Below are 4,715 nucleotides of genomic sequence, written 5' to 3'. Positions count from 1 at the left end.
ATCCCAAACGATTCAATCAGGTCGCCAAATGCTTTAGAACTCCCGGCCGAACTTCCGTCGTTGCATCGTCACGCTCCTTCTCCACGAACTCCCTATCTTGGTGTCCAAGAGGCTGGGTGCAGCTAACATGGCTTTTCGTAGTGCCGGACTTCACAATTTCTTTAGAGCCAATGGGCATACTCTAGAGCTGGAGGAAAAATGCTCAAAACGCTTCTATTTGTCACAACCGTCACTTCGATTTTGTGCACCTTCCTCAGCAGCCCTGCGACCGCGCAATCGGAAGCTTTTGTAGATCTGAGCCTGGAAGAGATCCTACAGGCGAACGTCACATCGGTAGCAAAACGCCCGCAACGGGTCGAGGAAGCCGCAGCCGCCGTATTCGTGATAAGCCGAGAGGACATCCGGCGTTCCGGCGTAACCACGCTGCCCGAACTCTTCCGGATGGTTCCGGGCATGGAGGTAGCCAGCCTCGCATCTGGCAACGCGGCTGTGACGGCGCGTGGATTTAATGGCCGGTTCTCGAACAAGCTGCTGGTGTTGGTCGACGGCCGGGCGATCTATCTGTCAACGCTTTCGGGCGTGCTTTGGGATCAGCAGATGCCGCCGGTCGAGGATATCGAGCGGATCGAGGTGGTCCGTGGCCCGGGAGCCACGCTCTGGGGGGCCAACGCTGTCAACGGTGTGGTCAACATAGTCACCAAACACGCAGCCGACACGCTCGGCGCGCTTGCGGGGGCTCGCTACAGCACCGACGACGACGGCCGAATAGTCTTCCGCCTAGGGGTTAGGGCGGGTGAGCACGGAGCTTTGCGGGCGTATGTGGTCGGTCACCAGCAAGAGGGTTTCGCCTACGCGGTTCCCGACCGCCGCAGGGATAACTCCTCCGCTGGTCAGGCGGGTTTCAGATATGATTTCGAGCCGAACGAGAGAGACTCATTCACGCTCCAGGGCGATGTGTACCAGGGCCGTTCCACACTTTCGTATTTAGAGCCGGCCGCGGCGGGCGGCCCCCCTGTCAGCTCGCGCTTCAGCGGACATAACCTCCTTGGACGCTGGACCCGTACCGGTGACCGTGGCGTTAGGTCGCTACAAATCTACGTAGATCATGTGGAGCGGCAGGAAGGCGGGTTGGACGGCGTCAGCGATCAGGCCGACATCGACTTCTCGCAGTATTTCTCGTTCGGCGATCGCCACCAGATCGTATGGGGCGCGGGGTACCGGTGGCGCAGCGACCGGGTTGCCGCAACCACGCCATTCCTGCGGTTCGCTCCGGAAGAGCGCAGCGACAGCTGGTATGGGGCCTATATCTCGGACGAGGTCACCTTGGTGCCTGATAGGCTACGTGTCTCTCTCGGCGCAAAGGTTGAGCACAACGAGTATACAGGGCTCGAAGTCCAGCCGAGCGGGCGGATCGCCTGGACCGACCCCCGCGGATGGACAGCATGGGGCGCGGTCTCGCGCGCCGTTCGCACGCCTTCTCGCCTGGAGACAGCACTTCAAACTAGCGACCCGATCATTGCAATAGCCACCGCGGGCGATCTGGCCGCTGAGGACCTGCTCGCCTGGGAAGCCGGCTGGCGCGGACATCTCGGTTCGGCGGTGTCGCTGGATTTAACGGCCTACCTTCACCAATACGACAACCTCGTAGTCTGGAACGCCACGCCCGCAATGGCGCCAGGTCAGCCTCTCCTCACGCTGGAGTTCGCCAATGGTGGTCGGGTAGAAACAAGGGGACTGGAAGCTGCAATCGACGCCCGTCTCACGGATCGATGGACGGTCAAGGTCGCGGCTTCCGCTATGGACATGGAGGTCCTGGAGAGAGGCTTCGTGGTGCCGGGGCTTGATACCTTTGACGCGGAACGATCGCCCGGCAACCAACTTTCAGTACGTTCCTTGTTTGACGTTACCGAGACGATAGATTTTGACGTGTGGGTCCGAGAGGTCGCGGGTGCAGGGCTCGTCGAGGCGTATACCGATCTGGACGTTCGGGCCGCGTGGCGCCCCACACCGAATCTTGAACTGTACATCCTCGGCGAGAATCTGATCGAGCGAGAACGGCTGGAGATCGTCGAGACCGGCTTGGGTAGTCCGTCCGCCTTTGTCGAACGCCGTGTCTGGTTCGGCGCAACGGCGCGGTACTGACATGGACCGCCGCCGCCTCCTAAAAATCGCCATCGCGGCCTCATTCCTTGCCGAAGGAACGGCCCATGCCCAGCAGACCTCGGCGCCTCCGGACGCCGGAGCGCGCGCAGCGATCATCTACAATTTCACGCGGTTCAGCAGCTGGGACGCCAGTCGCTTTGCCACACCTTCAAGCCCAGTCGTGCTCTGTATTCAGCCTCGGCACGCTCTCGCCGCACATCTGGCCGCGTTCGACGGCCGCCTCGTAGGCGACCGATCTCTGCGGGTGCGGCAAACAGCCGACTTCGACCGAAGCTGTCACGCAGCCGTTGTCGGCCAGACGGACGCCAATTCGGCTAGGCTAGACTCGCTCGCGCGAGAAGGCGTGCTCACTATCGGCGACTCGGAAGGGTTCATCGCGAATGGTGCCATCGGGATCATCACCGTCGGACGGCAAATCCGATTCGAAATTAACAACCGCAACGCCCGCAGCGCGGGAGTAGTGCTGAGTTCCAGTCTCCTGCGGCTCGCAGTTGTCGTCCGATGATTCACCGCATCAGCCGGCTCATCAATTCATCAGTTCAGGCGAAGGTTGCCGCTGTAGCAGTCGCAACTGCTTTGGCCGCGCTCCTCGTCGCCTACCCCACGTTTATCCTTAGTGAATGGCATAGCGACCGGGGGAGGCTACTGGAGCAACGTGAGGTTCTTGCGGACGTCCTTGCAGCCAACGTCGCTGCTACTCTTGTTTTTCAGGACCGCGAGGCCGCAGGAGAAACATTGGAGTCCGCAGCGACGATTCCTGGTGTCAGCGGGGTTTGGCTATTCGACGCCGCAGGTTCTCCATTCTCCGCCTATTCGGCCGATCAAGCCAGCAACCCGCCGGCCTCTGCCCTGTTGGTGTCGGGCTCGCGGTTCGAGCGGGATCGGCTGGTCGTCAGCACGCCCGTGCGACTCGATCAGGAGACAGTGGGCACTCTCGTCCTGATTTCCACCCTCCATGAGTTCGAGCGGATAGTGCTAGGCTATACTTTGGTATCACTTCTCGGCCTTCTAGGCGCTGTGGCTCTTGCTTTGGTCACCTCGACTTGGCTTGCGCGAGGCGTCATCCGTCCTGTTCAAGTGCTCTCACACGCCATGTTGGCCGTCAGGGAGAGCGGAGACTTCGATCTTCAGGTCGCTCCCGAGGGCAACGATGAATTGGCTGCACTTACCGGAGATTTCAATACCCTGCTGCAGCGGCTCCGCGACAATGACTGTGCGCTGCGGACAGCCATGGTGGACTTGGTACAAGCGCGGGATCAGGCAGAGGGTGCCAACCTAGCCAAGTCCCAATTCCTGGCGAACATGAGCCACGAAATCCGGACCCCCCTCAATGGGGTGCTCGGCATGGCCCAAGTGCTGGAGAAGGCGAATCTGCCCGCGGATCACCAAGAAAAAGTTGCCGTCATCCGCCGTTCCGGTGAACTGCTTCTCGCGGTCCTCAACGACATTCTCGATATCTCCAAGATTGAAGCCGGGAAACTGGAAATCGTATCGGAAGATTTCGAACTCGCCGGTGCAGTCCAGGCAGCCTTCGACGCGTTCGCGGGACTCGCGCAAGAGAAAGGGCTGGATTGCCACCTGGCCTTTGAATCCTCGTGCGAAGGCGTGTGGCGGGGAGACTCAATGAGGACCCGACAAATCCTGTCGAACCTGCTTGCGAACGCGATCAAATTCACCGAGTCAGGGTCCGTGCATGTCGAGGTTAGGGCACAGGACACAACGGTCGAATTCGTTATCTCGGACACCGGCATCGGCATGCCCCCAGAGGTTCTCTCCCGGCTCTTTTCCAAGTTTTCCCAAGCGGACAGTTCCACCACTCGCCGCTTCGGCGGATCAGGCCTAGGTCTTGCGATTAGCCGGGAGCTGGCACAACTTATGGGTGGCGATATCTTCGTCGCGAGTGCGGTGGGCCATGGCTCGCAGTTCACCTTGCTGTTGCCAATGCAGAAGTGCGCCTGCCCAACGGTACAGCCGATCACGCCCGCGGACAGTTCGCCGTGCGCGCTCGGCGCGCATCCGCTTCGTCTTCTGCTGGCCGAGGACAACCCTACAAACCAGATGGTCGCGTGCGCCTTGCTTGAGCCACTGGGGGTCGACCTCCGCGTAGCGGCAGACGGTCTCGAAGCCCTTGATCGCTGGCGCATGGAGGACTTCGATCTCATCCTTTTGGATATCCAGATGCCTCGGCTGGATGGGGTTGGCGTTGCGCTCGCCATCCGTGCTGAAGAGACGCGAACGGGCCGGGCCCGCATTCCGATTATTGCGCTGTCCGCCAATGCCATGGCGCACCAGATCGCCTCGTATCTCGAAGCGGGCATGGATGGACACGTAGCCAAGCCGATTGAGGTCGGCAAACTGTATGCCGCGATCGAGCAAGCACTTCGCGGAGAGCCTGTCTCGACCGGCCCCAGCTCCCCTCTGGGTGATGGTTCGACGCTGTCCGTTGCAGGAGCCTGTTGATCGGCGTTAAAGGCGAGACCCCAGCCGATATGAGACAATATATTGAATAAGCTCAATATTTCGGGGCGAGACGGGGTCCCAACAGACGCCTG

3 protein-coding genes are annotated in these 4,715 nt (G+C 60.6%); all 3 read left to right on the top strand.

The annotated features are described in order from the left end of the window. Window positions 1–198 precede the first annotated feature (198 nt). From ACP7AU_RS17470 to ACP7AU_RS17460, 3 genes are read left to right on the top strand one after another with little or no spacing between them, the layout of a single operon-like run. Window positions 199–2,142 carry a TonB-dependent receptor plug domain-containing protein gene (locus ACP7AU_RS17470; RefSeq protein WP_426052246.1) on the top strand — a complete coding sequence of 648 codons (1,944 nt, stop codon included), beginning with the start codon at window positions 199–201 and terminating at the stop codon, window positions 2,140–2,142. Window position 2,143: 1 nt separating this feature from the next. After that, complete coding sequence (locus tag ACP7AU_RS17465; RefSeq protein WP_426052245.1) at window positions 2,144–2,668, top strand: YfiR family protein; 525 nt, start codon at window positions 2,144–2,146, stop codon at window positions 2,666–2,668. Then, entirely contained in the window at window positions 2,665–4,623 is a 1,959-nt protein-coding gene (locus ACP7AU_RS17460; protein ID WP_426052244.1) for an ATP-binding protein, read from the top strand. Before ACP7AU_RS17465 ends, ACP7AU_RS17460 begins: the two co-directional genes overlap by 4 nt. Window positions 4,624–4,715: the final 92 nt, after the last annotated feature.

The sequence above is a fragment of the Brevundimonas sp. SL161 genome, from assembly GCF_049896985.1.
Lineage (GTDB): Bacteria > Pseudomonadota > Alphaproteobacteria > Caulobacterales > Caulobacteraceae > Brevundimonas.
Note: the sequence above shows the minus strand (reverse complement) of the source record. Positions and strands in the feature narration are given on the sequence as shown.